The organism is Granulicella sp. WH15, assembly GCF_009914315.1.
In the GTDB taxonomy this organism is placed as follows: domain Bacteria; phylum Acidobacteriota; class Terriglobia; order Terriglobales; family Acidobacteriaceae; genus Edaphobacter.
In genome coordinates this window covers 4,600,065-4,617,431 of record NZ_CP042596.1, presented here as the reverse complement: position 1 = coordinate 4,617,431, position 17,367 = coordinate 4,600,065, and the positions used below count along the sequence as shown (strand labels likewise).

Below are 17,367 nucleotides of genomic sequence, written 5' to 3'. Positions count from 1 at the left end.
CCTAAGCAGCGCCCTCCTGGGCGTTGGTCATCCAGCCCAGCGCACGCACCAGGTACGACTTCAGATCCTTGCGCTCGACCACCGCGTCGAGGAATCCGTGCTCCAGCAGAAACTCCGACCGCTGAAAGCCCTCCGGGAGCTTCTGCCGGATGGTCTGCTCAATCACACGCGGCCCGGCGAAGCCGATCAGTGCTCCCGGTTCGGCGATGTTCAGATCGCCCAGCATGGCGAAGCTGGCCGTGACGCCGCCGGTGGTGGGGTCGGTCATCAGCGAGATGTAGGGAATACCCGCGTCGTCCAGGCGCGCCAGTCCAGCGGAGATTTTTGCGAGCTGCATCAGGCTGGCGATGCCCTCCATCATGCGCGCGCCGCCCGAGGCCGAGACGATGATGAGCGGGTGTCGGGTCTCCAGTGACCGGTCGATGGCTCGGGCAATAGTCTCGCCGACCACCGCGCCCATGCTGCCGCCGATGAAGCTGTACTCCATGACCGAGAGCACTACCGCGTGCGGCCCCATGTGGCCGATGGCGTTGATGATGGCGTCGTTGAGGCCGGTCTTCTTCTGCGCTTCTGCGAGCCGCTTCTTATAGGGCTTCAGGTCGGTGAACTGGAGCGGGTCGGTGGACCGCAGCTCAAGGTCGACGAGTTGGTATCCGGGCTCGAGCAGGTTCTCGATGCGGTGGCGGGCGTCGAAGCGGAAGTAGAAGCCGCACTTGGGACAGACCTGCAGGTTGGCTTCGAGGTCGGCCTTGAAGATGGCCTGGCCGCAGTTGCCGCACTTGATCCAGAGGCCTTCGGTGCGAACGGTCTTCTCGGCGTCGTTGATGATCGCGTGGTTTTCGCGTTTGAACCAGCTCATGAGCTTCTCCGCTACCCTTCCCAAACCTTCTTATTGTAGTCGTTCTCGAGCCGAATAGCCTTGTCCCACGCGAAGCGTCGAGAACCGCACGAAGTGCCGCCCGCCCGGCGCGAGGGAGCTGTTGCCGTTGCTTTTGCCTAAAACTCGATACCCCGCTGCGCCAGAATCCCCTTTTGATATGCGTGCTTTACCTCGCGCATCTCGGTCACGGTATCGGCCAGCTCCACCAGCAGCGGGTGGGCGTTGCGCCCGGTCAGGATGACGTGGACCATCTCCGGTTTCTGCCGCAGCACCTCGGCCACGCGCTCGGGGTCGAGCATCTTGTAGCCGATGGCGTAGTTGATCTCGTCCAGCACCACGAGATCCCAATCCCCGGATAAGATAGCCTCGGCGGACTCGGCCCAGGCATCCTCGACCAGCTTCAGGTCGGCAGGGTCGGTCTCGGCTCCGCCCACCTTCACGAAGCCCTTGCCGAGCTGCTTGATGACGAAGTCCGGCCCAAGCTGCTGGGCAGCGTCCAGCTCGCCGTAGTGCCAGGAGCCCTTGAGGAACTGGAGAAAGAGCACGCGCATTCCGTTGCCGTGGGCGCGCATCGCGGTGCCCAGAGCGGCGGTGGTCTTGCCCTTGCCGGGGCCGGTATTGATAAGGATGAGGCCGCGTCGCGCGGTTTCCGGAGTGCTCATAGGCACTAGGAGAACACGACTAATGCCCGGAGTGGTACGGATGCCCGGCGAGGATCGTCAGCGCCCGGTAGATCTGCTCGGCAAGCACCACGCGGGCCAGCTCGTGCGGCAGCGTCATCGGGCCGAGCGAGAGCAGTTGCGAGGCGCGCCGGTGGCTGGCGTCGGACCAGCCATCCGCCGGGCCGATGGCCAGCACGACCATCTGCGCGGAGTCACGCTGCAACTGGCCAAAACGCTCGGCAAGCTGCTCGGAGCTGAGCTGCTTGCCCCGCGAATCCAGAAGAATCGTAACGGCTGGCGTGCGTGCGGACTGGCGCTCGATCCACGCCCAGAACTCAGCCTCGGAGGAGGTCACCTGGGCCTCGGTGGCCGAGTACTTAGCCGCGCGGCCCAGGTAGAGATCGACGAGGGCGGCCATCTCCCGGTTCTTGGCGGGCCGGCCCTCGCGGATGCTCATCAGGATGATCTTCACAGCGGTTTACTTCTTTGCGGAGGTCTTTTTAGCGGCCTTCTTCGCAGTTTTTTTCGCCACGGTCTTCTTCGCCACGACCTTTTTAGCCGGAGCTTTCTTGGCCGCTTTCTTAGCCACAGTCTTCACGGCAGCCTTTTTGGCGACGGCCTTCTTCGCGGCTGTTTTCTTAGCCGCCACGGGCTTGGCCGTCTTGGTCCGGGTCGAGTCGATCAGGGCCTTCAGCTCCGAGCTTAGCTCGGCGACGCTGATGGTCGTGGCCGACTTGCGCAGGCGCTCCAGACCATAGTGCGCGCGCTTCTCCGCGGAGAAGACATGGACGATGAAGTCCACATAGTCCATCAGGATCCACTCGCCCTGGCGGCGGCCTTCGACCGAGGTCGGATAGACGCCGAAGTCGCGCTTGAGCCGGATCTCGATCTCGTCGGTGATGGCCACGTTCTGGCGGTCGTTGGTGCCGTTGCAGATGAGGAAGTAGTCCGTCAACGCGCTCTCGGAGGGGTCGAGCGCGAGGATGCGGATGTCTTCGGCCTTCTTGTCTTCGCAGGCGGCAGCGGCGGCGAGCAGAAGCTGGTAGCTTTCGGTTGAGGGCATGATGCTCCTTAGTTCTCTATCGTATAGCGTCGCCGAACCACACACCAGAAGCAACAGCAAAAGCGCCCTAACGCCGGGCGGGCGGCACTTCGTGCGGTTCTCGACGCTTCGCGTGAAAGGCAAAAGATGCTAGCGGTACAGCCCTCGGCTTTGGATAAACTCAGCCACCGGTGCGGGCAGCAGCTCCCGGCAGGCATCGCCCTCGCGCAGCCTCTGCCGAAGCGCCGTGGCGCTCACATGCTCCTGAACCTCGTCGAGCAGGTGGATGCGGGCGCGTTGTGCGTCCGTCAGGGGGAATCCCTCGGGATCGGCGAGCGTGTGGCCGGGGCGGCTGACCACGATCCACTCGGCCAGCTTCAGTAGCCGTTCCGGCTCTCTCCATCGGGCTAGATCGTGAAAGCTATCCGCGCCGACCAGGTTGAAGATCGTGGCTCCGGACTGCTGGCGGGCCATCTCAGCCAGGGTATCGACGGTGAAGTTGGGAGCGCCGTCCGGGTGCGGCGCGTCGATCTCCGAGGCCGCGAATCGGGCATCCCCCCGGCAGGCCAGCGCCGCCATCTCGAGGCGGTCGCCGAAGCCTGCAACGCTGGGATCCACCTTCAGCGGCTGGCGTCCGGTGGGGGCAAAGAGCACCGTGTCCAGCCGGAAACGATCCGCCGCTGCGGCTGCAATGGCTAAGTGCCCGCGGTGGATGGGGTCGAAGGTGCCCCCGAAGAGAGCGACGCGCATGGCCGGATTAGTGGCGGTTCCTGCCCCACTGCGGCAGGCGGAAGGTGAGGCCCGAAGAGAAGGTGATCAGCTTGGCCGCGGGGAATCCCGTGCCGGTGTTACCCAGGGTGCTGTTGCTGGCCGTCACCAGCGAGCTGTAGCCCACCTCGAAGACGCGGAAGTTGACGTGATGGCCCAGCTCGTAGTCGGCTCCGCCCAGCACGCCGTAGCCCAGCTTGCCGACCGTGGCCTGGGTGTGCGGCGCGCGTGTGGTGCCGACGCCGACGAATGGCTCCACGTACGGGTGCAGCCGGTGCGTCGTGGGCCAGAAGGCGATGCGCGGGCCGAGCTGGAAGCTGTTCAGCAGCGCGTTGTTGCCGTGCAGCACGGCGTCGCGCAGGTCGACGCCGACCTCGACCGTCCGGCTGGACATGGGAATGTCGTAGTAGCCGCCGAAGACGACGCCGTAGAAGATGCGCGAGGTCGTATTCTGCCCCAGGAACGAGAACTGGCTGTTGTCCACAGTCGAGTTGCTGACGCGCGCGGCGATCGGGTTCAGGTAAATAGCACCCTGCGCGTGGGCGGAGGCGGGAACGAGAACGACGGCAAGGGCGAGAACGACGGCTACGACGAGGGACCGCAATTTCATGTGTGAGTGTCCTTAGAGCTGGCGTGCTGACGAACGGAAGATCGGGTGCAAGCGTAAAAGCGATCCGTTTAGATCAAGAGTATTGATCGGCTGCGGGTTTGAGAAGGCGGCGGCCCGGGTCATGCCCGGCCACGGGCCGAAGGAGCCGGCGGAGGGTAGTTGGGTTTGCGTTTCTTGGCGGCAACAGGGGCTGGGGTCAGGTCCACCGTCCGGTGCGCGGCGACTGCCTCGGCGATGCCGAACTTCAGCGGCTCGATGCCCTCGCCGGTCACGGCGGAGATCTCGTAGAAGGGCAGCTTGCGCCGCTTGGCCATCGCCCGCAGCTTCTTCAGCTTGTCGGGATTGGCCACGTCGGCCTTGGCCGCGACCAGGATCGTCGGCTTCAGGATCAGGTCCGGGTCGAAGCTCTTCAGCTCAGCCGTGATGACCTTGAAGTCCTCCACCGGGTCCGGTCGTCCCGAGCCGTCGGAGATATCGACCAGGTGAACGATGACGCTGGTGCGCTCGATGTGCTTGAGGAACTGGATGCCCAGCCCCGCGCCCAGGTGCGCGCCTTCGATGAGCCCCGGCAGGTCGGCGATGGTGAACGACTGCTCGTGCGGCCAGTCGCCCACCGAGACCACTCCGAGGTTCGGCTCGAGCGTCGTAAACGCGTAGTTGGCGATCTTGGGACGGGCGGCGGAGAGGCGCGAGATCAGGGTCGACTTGCCCACGTTGGGGTAGCCGACGAGGCCAGCATCGGCCAGCAGCCGCAGCTCCAGGCGCAGGCTTTTCTCTTCGCCGGGTCGGCCCAGCTCGTGCTCGCGCGGAGCCTGGTGGGTGCTGGTGGCGAAGTGCTGGTTGCCGCGTCCGCCGCGTCCGCCGCGCGCGACCACGAAGGTCTCGCCGGGGCGGGTGAAGTCGTGGAGCTGCTCGCCGGTTTCTTCGTCGAAGAGGACGGTGCCGATGGGGACTTTGAGTATTGTGTGCTCGCCCGCGTAGCCGGTGCAGTTGGAGCCGAGGCCGTGGCCTCCGCGCTGCGACTTGTGCTCGGGGTTGAAGCGGAAGTGGACCAGCGTGTTGTGGCTGAGCGAGGCTTCCATGATGATGTCGCCGCCGTGGCCACCATCGCCGCCGGAGGGGCCTCCGCGCGGCACGAACTTTTCTCGCCGGAAGGCCATGCAGCCGTTGCCGCCGTCACCGGCCTTCACTCGAATTTTTGCTTCATCAATAAACATTGCAGCTTTTAGTGTATCTGGTACTTTGGCGAGAATTTTTCTTTCCGACCAACGGGAGGGCACTTCGTGCGGTCTTGGGAGCTGCATGGGAGGGATCAACGATATGGGGCCTCCCGCTGGTCGGCAGCGAGCATTGTTAGATCCCGACCAACGGGAGGACCACGCGCAGCAGTAAAAAGGCGGGCAGCGGGCCCGTCCGGCAGGACAAACAACAGCAAAAGCGCCCTAACGCCGGGCGGGCGGTGCTTCGCACTGTTCTCGACGCTGCGCGTAAAAGGCACTTCTTTTCAGAAAGGATTCCCATTTTCATACAACTCCAGTAGTCTGCGGGCATAGCCCAACCGTTCCGCGCCTCCGCAGAGTTGTGATCGAGCGCAAGGAGCAACATGCACCATCTCCGCCGCCCAGAGCTGTTCGCGGCCAATTCGTCTCGTTGCCTGCGCGTGCTCGCCGCGCTGTGCCTCTTTTATTGCTGCCTCATCGCAAGGGCGCAAGGCCCGGTCGATAGCGCCCTCCGCGGAGTCGTCGCCGACCCATTCCGAGGAGCCGTCGCCGGAGCCAGAGTCGTCGTCCACAACACCGATACCCAGGCCGAGCGGACCGCCTACACCGGCAGCGACGGCAGCTTCCTCGTCCCGCACCTGCCCCCCGGCAGCTACAGCGTCACCGCCGCCGCGCCGGGCTTCAGCACCGGCCGCCAGACCGAGCTGACGCTGGCCCTGGGCGAGACCGCCGAGGTGCGAATGGGCCTGGCGGTCGCCTCGAGCGTCACCGTCACGGCGGAGCCGGAGCCGGAGGCGCTCGTGGCCAGCCTGCGTCCCGAGGATCTGTCCCTGCTGCCCATCAACAACCGCCGCTGGCAGAGCTTCGCCGAACTCACCCCCGGCGTCGAGCCTGACCAGGACGGCGACGGCCTGCTCAGCTTCCACGGCCTCGCCTCCACCCAGAACAGCCTGCTGATCGACGGGTTGGACGCCAACCAGAGCTTCAGTTCGGTCCCGCTGGGCACGGGCAGCGACCGCGCGGGCAGCGGCTCCTTCGGGATGCACGGCCTCGGTCGCGGTCGTGCCTCGGGCGCGCCCACCAGCTTCTCCCAGCAGGCGGTGCGCGAGTTCCGCGTCTCCGGCCAGGGCTACTCGGCGCTCACCGGCCACGCGGGCGGAGGCGTCATCACGACGGTCTCGAAGTCCGGCACCAGCACGCTGCATGGCTCGGGATTCCTGCTGATTCGCTCGAGTGCCCTCGCCGCCACCAGCCCGCTCTCCATCGCCACCACCTATACCGACGGCGTCATCTCCTCCGGGCTGGTCAAACCGCAGGACCTGCGCCAGAACTTCGGCGGCACCCTGGGCGGGCCGGTGCTGCCGCGCCACGGTCTCTTCTACTTCTACGCCTACGACCAGCAGCGCCGCGACTTCCCGGCCATCTCCTCCCCGGTCTACGCGACGTTCTTCGCCCTTACCCCCACGCAGAGGGCTTTACTGGCTAACCGTGGCGTCTCGACCGCCGCGACCAACGCCGCGCTCGACTACCTCAGCTCGCTGACCGGCACGGTGCCCCGCCGCGCCGACGAGACCATCAACTTCGGTCGAATCGACTGGCGCTTCACCCGCCGCAACACCCTGGGGATCGCCTACAACCGCGTCCGCTGGACCTCGCCCGCCGGACTTGAAAGCTCTCCCGTGGTCGCGCGCGGACGGGCCAGCCTGGGCAACTCCACCGGCTCGCTCGACCAGATTCTGCCGCACCTGAACACCATCTTCGGCGCTCACCTGAGCAACGCGCTGCGGGGCCAGATCAGCCACGATCTCCAGTTCGAGACGCCCCAGCCCAACCTGCCGCAGGAGCCGACCGTCGGCCCCGGCGGCTTCGCGCCCGGGGTCAACATCGGGCCGCAGGGCTTCCTCTTCGGCACTCCGGCCTCGGTCTCGCGCATGGCCTACCCCGACGAGAGCCGCTACCAGATCTCCGACACCCTGAGCTACGGACGCGGGCGGCACCTGATCCAGCTCGGCGGCGATCTTTCGCTGGTGCATGATCTTGTATCGACGCTGGCCAATGCCGCCGGAACCTTCAGCTACGACTCCTCGCTGGTCAACGGCCACGCGGGCGGGCTGGTCGACTGGATCACCGACTACACCTTCAACGTGCACGCCTACCCCAACGGCGCGTGCCCCAGCATCAACGCCGCCGACCACCTCTTCTGCTTCCGGTCCTTCACCCAGAGCTTCGGCCCGCAGGCTGTGGCCTTCGACACGCAGGAGTGGGCGGCCTTTGTTGAGGACCAGTGGCGGGTCGGGCCGCGCCTCCACTTCAACATCGGCCTGCGCTACGAGTACGAGCTGCTGCCCCTGCCGCAGCTTCCGAACCCCACGCTGGACGTCATCTTCTCCACTCGCGGCGCGACCAGCATCTTCCCCGAGGATCGCAACAACCTCGCCCCTAGAGTGGGCCTCGCGTGGTCTCCCTTCGGCGAGGGACGCGGCCTCATCCGGCTCGGCTACGGCATCTTCTACGGACGCCTGCCGGGGACGACGATCCGTTCCGCGCTGGCCAATACCGCCGAACCCGGCGCGACGACGAAGATCCGCATTACCCCCTCCACCGAGACCGACTGCCCGCAGGTCGCGAACCAGGGCTTCGGCTACGCCTGTTCGTATCTCTCGGCTCCGCCCTCAGCCGTGGCAGCCACGACCACCGCCACCGTCTTCGACCGCCGCTTCCGCATCCCGATGATCCAGCAAGGCAGCCTCTCGCTGGAACGCAGCCTGGGTGCGGGGCTGGTGCTGAGCGCCACCTACGTGATGAACCTCGACCGCCAACTGGCCAGCTCGACCGATATCAACATCGCACCTTCGACGGAGACGAGCACCTTCCAGCTTCAGGGCGGCGGGCCTCCGACCGGCGCTCAAGCGGGAACCCAGCCCGGCTTTACCTTCCAGGTTCCCCTCTATACAGAGCGGATCACGCCCCTCTTCGGGCCGGTCACCGATATCACCTCCAACGTGAACGCCACCTACAATGCGGGTGTTCTGGCGCTCGACCGGCGCACACGCGGCGGGCTGGAACTGCGCGCGAGCTACACGTGGTCGAAGGCGATCGACTACGGGCAGGCCGCCTACGGGACACCCCGGACCAACGCCCAGTTCGACCCCATGACGATCCGCTACGACAAGGGCCGCTCGGCCCTGAGCTACCCACAGTCGCTGCATGTGGCGGCGGTGTGGCAGCCTGTGGTGCACGGGCGGGGAGTGAAACGCACGGCGGCGGGGTGGTCGTTTGCGCCCATTCTGACGGCGCACTCCGGACGTCCGTACACGCTGCAGATCTTCGGCGGCTCCACCCTCAAGGGCGGGCGGGAGAGCATCAACGGCTCCGGCGGCGCGACGTACCTGCCCACCGTGGGCCGGAACACGCTGCGCCTGCCGCCGGTCGTGAACCTCGACCTGCGTGCGGCCAAGACCATCGCCTTCGCCCACCCGGACCGGCTGCGGCTGCGCCTGAGCGCCGAGGCATTCAACCTGACCAACCGGCTGAACCTCTCCTCGGTGAGCCAGAGGGCTTATCTGGTGGGGACGGCTGTGTCGGGGGTGACGCCGCTCATCTTTCAGGACGCGGCAACGATTGCATCGGAGGGGCTGAACACTCAGCCCTTCGGCGCACCCACCTCGGCCAGCACCAGCCTTAACCGCGAGCGGCAGATCCAACTAGGGCTGCACCTGGAGTTTTAAGCCTTTCACGCGAAGCGTCGAGAACCGCACGAAGTGCCGCCCGCCCGGCGTTAGGGCGCTTTTGTTGTTGCTTCTGGTTTCTCCATCAACGAGAGCCAGTGCAGCACCGTTGTCTCCAGCTCGATGCGCTTGCCCGAGTAGCCGTGATCGGTGGCGATGTGGACCGAGCTGACCTGCGTGCCCCCGGCGTGGCGGATGCCCTCGGCCAGCAGCACCGCCGAGGCCGCGCCGCCGTCGTCCGAGGTGACGATCAGCGCGGGCCGCGTGGTGAGCTTGGGCGCGAAACCCGCCAGTGCCCACTCGTGCGAGTGGCTGATGAGCTCCTGCGCGAGGCTCTCGGGAGTGCATCCGGCCAACGGGGCCAGCCCCTCGGCGGCCAGGTTCGCGGCTACGGCGGTGACAACCTTCTGCATTACCTCCGGATTGGCGCTCGGCGGAGGTGTGGCGCGTCCGGCCATATCGGCGGCGGAGATGAGCACTGCACCCCGGATTGTGGGGTCCTGGGCGGCGGCGTACGTGGCCATCAGTCCGCCCATACTGTGTCCGGCGACGACGATGTTGGCGGGATCTAGCCTCAGCTTCTTCGCCACGGCGGGGTCCCGCAGGTAGGAGATGGCGGCCTGAGTGTCCTCCATGGCGTGGCCGAAGGAGAACGCGCCGGGCGTGCCCCAGGAGCCGCGGTAGTTGAAGTAGAGGACGTCCCACCCGGCGCGGCGCATGGCCTGGGCCAGATCGAGGTTCTTCTCGTTGCCGGGAAAGCCGTGCAGCAGAACGACGGCGGGGTGCGGTCCGGCTCCGGCGGCGACGTAGACCAGGGCGTTCATCATCGCGCCGTGGCTGGGGATCTGCATCGTCTCCATGGTGGGCGGGTTCGCTGCGTCGGGCGCGGGATCGGTCGTGATGGCGGGCAGAAGCTGGGCGCGTAGGGAGAAGGTCGACATAAGGATGAGGGATGCGGCGGCGAGACGAAGTCGCTGAATCGGCATGAGTCGATTCTGGTCGGGATGGGGAGGGCTGTAAAGTAGCATCCTCAAAAACTCATAAAGGACGCATAAAATATAGGGGTGAGCTATACCGAACAGTACGACGTGGTCGTGGTTGGCGCGGGGCACGCGGGCTGTGAGGCCGCGATGGCGGCGGCGCGGATGGGGCTGCGCACGGCGATCTTCACCCTGAACCTCGACCTGATCGCGCAGATGTCCTGCAACCCGGCTGTCGGAGGCATCGCCAAGGGGCATCTTGTCCGCGAGATCGACGCGCTGGGCGGGGTGATGGGGCAGGTGGCCGACTCGGTCGGCATCCAGTTCCGGCTGCTGAATACCTCGCGCGGCCCTGCGGTCTGGAGCCCGCGTGCGCAGTGCGACAAGGCGCTCTACCGGGTGCGGATGCGCGAGCTGCTGGAGTCGCAGGCGAACCTCTTCATCAAGCAGGCAGAGGTGGTGGACGTGTTGCTCGACACCGACGCGGCGGGCCGCCGCACGGCGCGGGGACTGGTGCTGCGCGACGGGCGCACGGTGCTGGCGGCTGCGACGATCGTGACCACGGGCACCTTCCTGAACGGGCTGATCCACTGCGGCGAGCAGCGGTACTCGGCTGGCCGCAGCGGCGAACCAGCCAGCGTGCTGTTGGGAGAGAGCCTGAAGCGGCTGGGGCTGCGCGAGTGCCGGTTGAAGACCGGGACGCCGCCTCGGCTCGACGGCCGCACCATCGACTGGAAGCAGTTTGAAGAGCAGCCGGGCGACTCTGAGCCGACGCCCTTCAGCTTCAGCACGCGGCAGATTCCGCTGCGGCAGATCTCCTGCCACATCGCCCGGACGACGCCCGAGACGCTGCGGCTGATCCGCGAGAACGTGCATCGCAGCCCCATGTACTCGGGCCAGATTGCCGCCGTGGGGCCGCGCTATTGCCCCAGTATCGAGGACAAGATCGTCCGGTTTCCCGACAAGACGCAGCACCAGTTCTTCCTCGAGCCCGAGGGGCTGAACACGCACGAGGTCTACGTCAACGGCATGTCCACCAGCCTGCCGATGGAGATTCAGGCCGCGATGGTGGCGTCGATCCCCGGCCTCGACCGGGCCGAGATGCTGCGGCCGGGGTACGCCATCGAGTACGACGCCATCGACCCGACGGAGCTGAGCCGATCGCTCCAGGTGAAGCAGATTGCGGGGCTGTTTCTGGCCGGGCAGATCAACGGGACCAGCGGCTACGAGGAGGCCGCGTGCCAGGGGATGATGGCCGGGATCAACGCGGCGCTGGCCGTACGCGGCGAGGAGCCGTTCACGCTCGACCGCACCGAGGCGTACATAGGCATCCTGATCGACGACCTGATCTCGAAGGGAACGGACGAGCCGTACCGGATGTTTACCTCGCGGGCGGAGTTCCGGCTGCACCTGCGGATCGACAACGCCGACCGGCGGCTGACCCCGCATGGGCGGCGGCTGGGGCTGGTGGACGACGCGGCCTGGACCGCGTACGAGTCGCGGAGAGCACGGGCGAAGGGCTTTCAGGAGTTGCTGGAGTCGACGCGGCTCGACGCCAGGGAGCTGCCGCCGGAGATGGTGGCGAAGCTCGATGGGGATAGGACACAGCTCTCCGGGCAACTGGTCTCGGACTTTATCAAGCGGCCGGAAGTGGCACTTGAAGAGCTGGTGCCTTCACTGCGGCCATTGCTTACGGGCGAGCTTTACGCTCCGTGGATGGAGCAGGGTTCGAGCGTGGCGATGGCGTGGGTGCGGGCCGAGATGCGGGCGGTCGAGACCGAGATCAAATACGCCGGGTATCTGAACCAGCAGCTCCGCTCCATTGCGCGGATGAAGAAGGCCGAAGGGCAGCGCATCCCGGATTGGTTCGACTATGCGAGCGTCTCCGGCCTCTCGCGCGAGATGCAGCAGACGCTGATGCGCGTGCGTCCCGAGACGCTGGGGCAGGCCAGCGGGCTGCCGGGGGTGACGCCCGCGGCTGTGTCGCTGCTGCCGGTGTACATCGAGATTCAGGGGCGGAAGCGGGCTGCGGCGCTTACGGCTTGATCTGTGCCGGTTCTAGCGAAGAGCAAGGCGAAACGGGGAAAAAGGGATAAAAAGGATTAAGGCGGATTAAACAAAGGCAAGGACGCTTGCAGATCTCGTGGTGGAGCAAAAGATCATTCTCGAGTTGAAGGCGGCGGATCAGATATTGAAGATTCACGAGGCCCAGCTACTCAACTACCTGCGGTGTTCCGAGATGGAAATTGGGCTTCTCCTGAACTTTGGGCCTATGCCTAAGTTCAGGCGGCTGGAGTTTTGTAGTGAGAGGAAGCACCTGGCTTGCATACGCGAATCGGAACATGTCGGGGCTACGTCTAACGTTTGAGAGGCTATTATGGCGCGCATCGGCTGGTTTGTGGCATCGGTTCTTCTGCTGGTTATTCTCTTCGTGGGGTATAGGCGTATGGCGGTCGTCTCGGCTGCAAGTGCGGCTCCTATCCCGGCTCCTGCTGCCGATGACGCTCTGGCCAGTGCGCCGGGGCGCGCTACCGCCATCTTCGCGGGCGGCTGCTTCTGGGGCACGCAGTCCGTCTTTCAGCGCGTAAGGGGCGTCACCGGGACCATGGCCGGATATGCGGGCGGCTCGGCTGCTACCGCCACCTACGAGCAGGTGACCACCGAGAAGACCGGTCATGCCGAGTCGGTCGAGGTGATCTACGACCCCTCGAAGATTACCTATGGGACGCTGCTGCGCATCTTCTTCTCGGTCGCTCACGACCCCACCCAGCTCAATCGGCAGGGGCCGGATGTCGGCACCAGCTACCGCTCGGCGATCTTCTACACCGACGAGCATCAGCACAAGATGGCGGCGGACTACATCGCGCAGCTCGACGCTGCGCGTGTGTTTCACGGCAAGATCGTGACCCAGTTGACCCCGCTCAAGGGTTTCTACGATGCGGAGAGCTACCACCAGGACTACGCGACCAAGAACCCCAGCAACCCGTATATCCAGGTCTGCGACGCGCCCAAGACTGCGGCGTTGAAGAAGCAGTTCCCGGAGCTGTTTGTGCCTTATAATGGGCATTGAAGAGCGCTTTGTTCCCGGCCAGCGGGGACCACGCGAAGCCGAGAACTGCGCGAAGTGGACCCGTCCGGCAGGATGCCTTTCCTCTTTTGAAGAAAGCATACCTCGGGGGCTAAAGCCCGCATTGGTGGTTGGTTTTAATGTCCGGGCTAAAGCCCGGACCTACCTCAGAAGCAACAGCAACAGCTCCTCTTCCCCTCAGTGGGAATGGGGCTGTTGCTTCAACCCGCTTCCCCGGCGAACTCGTCGATGACGGTGTCGATCTCCTGGTCGAAGCCGTCCAGCAGCGTGGCCAGAAAGGCGTCGGCGTCCATCTCCTCGTCCTGCTCCTGGTGGATCAGCACAATGTTGCGGGCGAGGTCGGCGAGCATCACGCCCCACGCCGCCGGGTCTTGCCAGACACCGCCGCGCAGGCTCACCTGCTGGGTCTGATCGGCGATCCAGACGCGCAGCAGCTCGAAAGAAGATTTGTCGCCCGCGGCGGAGTCGGGGATGCGAAGTTGATTGTCGATGGCCATGAGTGTTTCTCCCTCGGTTTAGGGTACATGGGGTCGATGAGATAGGTGTGTCAGCGCGGCTTCAGCGGCGGCGGGTTCGCCAGCCGGTCGCCCTTGTCCTTATGGCCAAAATCGAGGCCGAACTTAGGCTCGCCGTTGGTGCCCGAGACCTTGAACGGCACCTCCAGCCCCGCGCCGTGTTTGGCCAGAAAGGGGTCCACGGCCTTCAGGAGCCAGCTCTTCCACGGCGTCACCACCATCTGCGAGGCCTTGGCCTGGGTCCGGACCTTGCCGTGGAAGTCGAAGGTCTTGCCGTCGAGCGTGTAGAGTCCTTCGAGTACCACGGCCGCGCCGGGGATGGTGTAGTTCAGGTTCGAAAAATCCATACGCCCGCCGGTCATCTGGAAGACGCCGGTCATCTGCGAGTTGACGATGGCGGCTCCGGGCTTGGCGTCCTCGGGACGGCCCTCGGCGCGGGCGCTCAGCTCATCGACCTTCTGCTGCCACGCGGGGTTGGTGAACCGGACCTGGTGCAGTGTGAATCGGCCCTTCAGGTTGAGCTTGTGGGTGACGCTCTCCTTGCCCGGCGGGATGTGGATGTGCGAGCGCGTGCCGAAGACGCCGGTCATGATGACGGGCTGCGTCTTGACGGCGAGTTGGAGGAAGTCCTCAATGCGTCCGGCGGGGACGTCGAGGTCGAGATCGATGATGTGGCCCTGCCCCTTCACGTTGACGATCTCGCCGTTGCAGGTGAAGCGCGAGTGGCCCAGCAGGGCGTCGACGTGTTGCAGGTAGGTATCGCCGCTGGTGCCGTCCACCACGGCGCTGAAGGTGGTGTCGAGCGGCATGGGGTGGCTGGCGCTGTCGAGCGAGAAATTGGGCACACGAGCGGTGCCCTGTACGCCGATGCGGTTGAGCTGGCCGCTGAAGTCGCCCACCGAGGAGAGCACGCCGCCGATGCCCTTGATGGGGTATAGGTTGGCGTGGTCGAAGGTGTAGTGACCGTCGAGCGGCGAGTCGCCGGGACTTTCGACATTCCACGGGCCGAAGTGGCCGGTGGCGTGGATCTTGCCCTCGGGGATACCGTTAGTGATCTGCGCCTCGTAGGGCCAGGGCGTGTTCGGCCCGAAGTCGTGCAGGGAAATGTGCGTGAGGATGAAGATCTTGGGGTCTTTGCCGGGCTTCGCCGTCTGGATCACCAGTGCGGAGTCGTCGCAGACGATCTCGTCCACCTGAATGTCGATCTTGTGTTTCGTCCTGGGCTGGCTGGGAGAAGAAGCAGCCACCTGTTGGCGGACCTCGCGCGGCGGGATGGTGACGTTGAGACCTTCGACGTGGACGGTAGAGACGTGCATCGGCTTGACGAAGAGGTCGCGGATTCCGGCGTGGAAGTAGAAGCTGCGCACGGAGATGAGCGGCGCGTTGGCTCCTGCGGCGACGACGTCATACGGCGGGAAGATGCGCAGGCCGGAGCCCGAGACCTCCAGCCCCTTGAGTAGGGAGACTTGCAGATCGTCCAGCTCGACGCGGCTCCTGAACCGTTCGGAGAGCGTCTCGATGACGCGCCCCTTGAGGATGGGCGTGGCCCGGCGGATGACGACGATGGCCGCAACAGCGAGACCGGTAATCACCAGCAGGACAGCGACGATGATCCAGCGCCAGATGTGGCGGGATGCAGGGTGTTGGGCCGCGCTCGGTTCCAGAATTGCCAAATTGAGGCCTCTCGGAGTTCGATGCGGCAGCAGCCAGTGGAGGTGCACTGTCAAAGCAACGGCAAAAGCGTCCTCACGCCGGACAGGCGGCACTGCGTGCGGTTTTGGACGCTTCGCGTGTTTTCTGCCCCAATTCAACCTCGTTTCCCTGATCTCCACAGGCTTTCCTCAGGCTCCACAGGGGCTATTGATCGCTTAGAGTCTCTTCAGCCTGCATCGAGCCGACGAGAGGGTTACTCTGGAGTTAGCTCTATGGCAAGCTACCCCCAGATCGTCTCGTCGAACAACGAGGACCAACGCCCCGCCTCGCTGCACGCCGAGCAGACCATCCTCGGAGCCATGCTGGTCGAGCCGCTCGCCATCGTCGACGCGACCATGCTCCTGAAGACCGACGACTTCTCCCTCGATTCGCACCGCAAGATCTACGACGCCATGCTGCATCTGGCCGAGGTCGGGTACGCGGTCGATATCGTCACCGTCTCCGAGCACCTGCGCAAGAAAAAAGAGCTGGACTCCATCGGCGGGCAGGCCTATCTGGCCTCGCTCAGCGAGGGCCTGCCGCGCAAGCTCTCCATCGAGAGCTACGTCCGCATCGTCCGCGACAAGAGCCTGATGCGGCAGCTCATGCAGGTCTGCGACATGGGCATGATGGAGGCGTCGGACCAGTCGCTCGAAGCCATCGACGTGCTCAACCAGGTGGAGACGCGGCTGATGGAGATCTCCGAGCACGCCGTTACGGGCGGGTTTTCCGATATCGCCGACATCGTCAAGAACTCCTTCGGGACGATCGACAAGCTCTACGAGCAGGGCCGTGAGATCACCGGGCTGGCCACGCACTACATCGAGTTCGACCGCATGACCAGCGGCCTCCAGGAGTCGGAGCTGATTATCATCGCGGCCCGGCCTTCGATGGGAAAGACCGCCTGGGCGATCAACATCGCGCAGAACGCGGCAGTGAAGGACGGCAAGGTAGTGGCGGTTTTCTCGCTCGAAATGAGCAAGGAGAGCCTGCTGCGACGTATGCTCGCCAGCGAGGCGATGGTGAACTCGCGCAAGATCCAGACGGGCTTTTTGCCGCGTGAAGACAAGGGCAAGCTGCTGGCGGCGCTGGAGCGGCTGATGGAGTCGAAGATGTTCGTCGACGACACGCCGGGCATCACGCTGGCCGAGATGCGGGCCAAGGCGCGACGGCTGAAGCAGACCGAGGGGCGGCTGGACCTGATCGTGATCGACTACCTTCAGCTCATGACCGGCTCGGTAGGCAGCGGCCAGAAGAAGTTCGAGAACCGCACGCAGGAGGTCTCTTCGGTCTCGCGCGGACTGAAGGCGCTGGCCAAGGAGATGAAGGTGCCGGTGGTGGCGCTGTCGCAGCTCTCTCGTGGCAGCGAGCAGAGGACCGGTGACAAGAAGCCGCTGCTGAGTGACCTGCGTGAGTCGGGTTCGATTGAGCAGGATGCCGACGTGGTGTGCTTTATCCATCGCGAGGAGTACTACGATCGCGAGAACGAGGACCTGAAGGGTAAGGCGGAGATCATCGTGGCCAAGCAGAGAAACGGCCCGACGGGATCGGCGCATCTGGCGTATATGTCGGATTACACGCGGTTTGAGAATCTGGACACCAGCCACGGCGGCGGTGGCGGCGAAGATTTTTAGTTAAGCAAGAACCACGCGAAGCGTCCAAAACCCCACGAAGTGGTGCCCGCCCGGCATGAGGGCGTTTTCGTTTTTCCCTACTGACACAATGCTGTCAGCAGGCTACGCCTATCGTCATCCTCATGGTCAACCAGACCCGAGGAGACGGAAGATGACTGCCACAGCAATCGCTGCCCCCGCACCACAGGCCAACGCCATCACCTGGTTCGAGATTCCGGTGCTGGACCTGAACCGCGCCACCGCATTCTACGAGGCCGTACTGGCCACCAAGCTGACGCGCGCCGTCTACGGCGAGCCGATGTCGATCTTCCCCGTGCAGCCGAACGGCCTGACCGGCACCCTGGTCTCGCGGCCCGAGCTGCGCCCCGGCGTGCGCGGCCCCATGCTCTACCTGGACTGCACCGGCAGGCTCGACGAGGCCGTGGCGCTGGTGGAGGCCGCAGGCGGAATCCTCGTCGAGCCGATCACCGTCATCGAGGGCGGCTTCGGGCGCTTTGCCACGATCCGCGACACCGAGGGCAACCGCATCAGCCTGCACAGCCGTTAGG

Annotated in this window: 15 protein-coding genes and 1 pseudogene; 6 read left to right on the top strand and 10 right to left on the bottom strand. The window is 65.1% G+C overall.

Annotation, left to right across the window (positions count from 1 at the left end):
* Nucleotide 1: 1 nt before the first annotated feature.
* From accD to obgE, 7 genes are all read right to left on the bottom strand, one after another.
* The gene (gene accD, locus FTO74_RS19105; RefSeq protein ID WP_162539566.1) at nucleotides 2-859 is read right to left on the bottom strand and encodes an acetyl-CoA carboxylase, carboxyltransferase subunit beta; all 858 of its coding nucleotides are present in this window, start codon (nucleotides 857-859) and stop codon (nucleotides 2-4) included.
* Nucleotides 860-996: 137 nt separating this feature from the next.
* On the bottom strand, nucleotides 997-1,542 hold the full coding sequence (cobO, locus tag FTO74_RS19100) for a cob(I)yrinic acid a,c-diamide adenosyltransferase (protein ID WP_162539565.1): 546 nt from the start codon (nucleotides 1,540-1,542) through the stop codon (nucleotides 997-999).
* A 19-nt stretch (nucleotides 1,543-1,561) separates the two neighbouring features.
* Complete coding sequence (locus FTO74_RS19095) at nucleotides 1,562-2,014, bottom strand: 23S rRNA (pseudouridine(1915)-N(3))-methyltransferase RlmH (protein ID WP_255462393.1); 453 nt, start codon at nucleotides 2,012-2,014, stop codon at nucleotides 1,562-1,564.
* A 6-nt stretch (nucleotides 2,015-2,020) separates the two neighbouring features.
* On the bottom strand, nucleotides 2,021-2,605 hold the full coding sequence (gene rsfS / locus FTO74_RS19090; RefSeq protein ID WP_162539564.1) for a ribosome silencing factor: 585 nt from the start codon (nucleotides 2,603-2,605) through the stop codon (nucleotides 2,021-2,023).
* Nucleotides 2,606-2,734: 129 nt separating this feature from the next.
* The gene (gene nadD / locus FTO74_RS19085) at nucleotides 2,735-3,334 is read right to left on the bottom strand and encodes a nicotinate-nucleotide adenylyltransferase (protein ID WP_162539563.1); all 600 of its coding nucleotides are present in this window, start codon (nucleotides 3,332-3,334) and stop codon (nucleotides 2,735-2,737) included.
* A gap of 7 nt (nucleotides 3,335-3,341) precedes the next feature.
* The gene (locus tag FTO74_RS19080; protein WP_162539562.1) at nucleotides 3,342-3,962 is read right to left on the bottom strand and encodes a hypothetical protein; all 621 of its coding nucleotides are present in this window, start codon (nucleotides 3,960-3,962) and stop codon (nucleotides 3,342-3,344) included.
* A gap of 119 nt (nucleotides 3,963-4,081) precedes the next feature.
* On the bottom strand, nucleotides 4,082-5,179 hold the full coding sequence (gene obgE / locus FTO74_RS19075; protein WP_162539561.1) for a GTPase ObgE: 1,098 nt from the start codon (nucleotides 5,177-5,179) through the stop codon (nucleotides 4,082-4,084).
* Between the two features lie 386 nt (nucleotides 5,180-5,565).
* On the opposite strand from obgE, the gene FTO74_RS19070 reads away from it, so the two are divergent.
* Complete coding sequence (locus tag FTO74_RS19070; RefSeq protein ID WP_162539560.1) at nucleotides 5,566-8,910, top strand: TonB-dependent receptor; 3,345 nt, start codon at nucleotides 5,566-5,568, stop codon at nucleotides 8,908-8,910.
* A 50-nt stretch (nucleotides 8,911-8,960) separates the two neighbouring features.
* Here the strand turns inward: FTO74_RS19070 and FTO74_RS19065 are convergent, their stop codons facing one another.
* On the bottom strand, nucleotides 8,961-9,896 hold the full coding sequence (locus FTO74_RS19065) for an alpha/beta fold hydrolase (RefSeq protein WP_162539559.1): 936 nt from the start codon (nucleotides 9,894-9,896) through the stop codon (nucleotides 8,961-8,963).
* Nucleotides 9,897-9,974: 78 nt separating this feature from the next.
* Here FTO74_RS19065 and mnmG point away from each other — a divergent pair, with 78 nt between their 5' ends.
* From mnmG to msrA, 3 genes and pseudogenes are all read left to right on the top strand, one after another.
* On the top strand, nucleotides 9,975-11,936 hold the full coding sequence (gene mnmG / locus FTO74_RS19060; protein WP_162539558.1) for a tRNA uridine-5-carboxymethylaminomethyl(34) synthesis enzyme MnmG: 1,962 nt from the start codon (nucleotides 9,975-9,977) through the stop codon (nucleotides 11,934-11,936).
* A 94-nt stretch (nucleotides 11,937-12,030) separates the two neighbouring features.
* A pseudogene (locus FTO74_RS19055) lies at nucleotides 12,031-12,258 on the top strand (GxxExxY protein); the annotation flags it as partial.
* A 9-nt stretch (nucleotides 12,259-12,267) separates the two neighbouring features.
* Nucleotides 12,268-12,960 (top strand): peptide-methionine (S)-S-oxide reductase MsrA, encoded by a 693-nt coding sequence (gene msrA, locus FTO74_RS19050; RefSeq protein ID WP_162539556.1) that lies wholly within the window; start codon nucleotides 12,268-12,270, stop codon nucleotides 12,958-12,960.
* 218 nt (nucleotides 12,961-13,178) lie between these two features.
* On the opposite strand, the gene FTO74_RS19045 is transcribed toward msrA, so the two are convergent.
* The gene (locus FTO74_RS19045) at nucleotides 13,179-13,475 is read right to left on the bottom strand and encodes a DUF5076 domain-containing protein (RefSeq protein ID WP_162539555.1); all 297 of its coding nucleotides are present in this window, start codon (nucleotides 13,473-13,475) and stop codon (nucleotides 13,179-13,181) included.
* Between the two features lie 50 nt (nucleotides 13,476-13,525).
* On the bottom strand, nucleotides 13,526-15,166 hold the full coding sequence (locus FTO74_RS19040) for an AsmA-like C-terminal region-containing protein (RefSeq protein WP_162539554.1): 1,641 nt from the start codon (nucleotides 15,164-15,166) through the stop codon (nucleotides 13,526-13,528).
* 252 nt (nucleotides 15,167-15,418) lie between these two features.
* Between FTO74_RS19040 and dnaB the strand changes: the two genes are divergently transcribed.
* A complete protein-coding gene (gene dnaB / locus FTO74_RS19035; RefSeq protein WP_162539553.1) occupies nucleotides 15,419-16,819 on the top strand; it encodes a replicative DNA helicase in 1,401 nt (466 codons plus the stop codon).
* Nucleotides 16,820-16,970: 151 nt separating this feature from the next.
* Nucleotides 16,971-17,366: a VOC family protein gene (locus tag FTO74_RS19030; RefSeq protein ID WP_162539552.1), complete on the top strand. Its 396-nt coding sequence runs from the start codon at nucleotides 16,971-16,973 to the stop codon at nucleotides 17,364-17,366.
* Nucleotide 17,367 lies beyond the last annotated feature (1 nt).